The organism is Fulvivirga aurantia, assembly GCF_009711475.1.
GTDB lineage: Bacteria > Bacteroidota > Bacteroidia > Cytophagales > Cyclobacteriaceae > Fulvivirga > Fulvivirga aurantia.
In genome coordinates, this window is record NZ_SMMD01000146.1 from 1 (window position 1) to 705 (window position 705).

Annotated in this window: 1 protein-coding gene; it reads right to left on the reverse strand. The window is 37.4% G+C overall.

The genetic code is table 11. The features are described 5' to 3' along the window. A partial coding sequence (locus E1176_RS00400; RefSeq protein ID WP_155208619.1) for a DUF547 domain-containing protein occupies positions 1 to 663 on the reverse strand: 663 nt, incomplete at its 3' end. Positions 664 to 705 lie beyond the last annotated feature (42 nt).

Genomic DNA, 705 nt, shown 5'->3' on the forward strand with positions numbered 1-705 from the left:
TGTAAAGTCCTTGGTAAACCAGCTAAATATCTTAGATACTTCAGGGTTGTCTGGCGTGATCTTATTTCGTTTGTCATCATTGATAAACTGCGTAGCCATCTCATCTAGTTGTTTATCCAGTTTATCAGCCATATAAGCCTCAGCTCTCAATGGAGGACAAGAAAATGAGGCGCAATTGATTGCAAAGTGTATTCTAGGTTCTTCAAATTCCTTCCTTAATATATCATGCTCAATCTCATCTAAACTAGCTTCCTCACCCCCTATTTTGAAGAATTTTTTATGCCACACTGTATTTACACCAGGTATCTTCAAAGTCGGGTGCAGGTCCTGAATGCTTTCTAATGGATAATTATCAATAATCAGTTTTATGGTAAATGCATTGTAGGCGTTAATCCAATAAGCGAGTTGCTCATTCTCACTCCATTTGTCTTTATCAGGAGCGTTATTACTCAGTAGATCGAGATATGCTTCAAGTTTTTTTCTATCGTTGATAAAGCCTTTGTAGTCAACCATCCCGTTGGCTTTCACATGCTTTTTGGTGAGCTCATTCCAGATCTCATGTGAGGGTGGGTTTTCAACGGTCTTTCTTTGTGGAGTTGCCGTACAAGCAACTACCACAATTGTAAGCAATAGAGCTGATATATAGAATTTGATATTTTTCATAGAATTTGATTTATCAACATAAGAACATAACGCATGCTATTG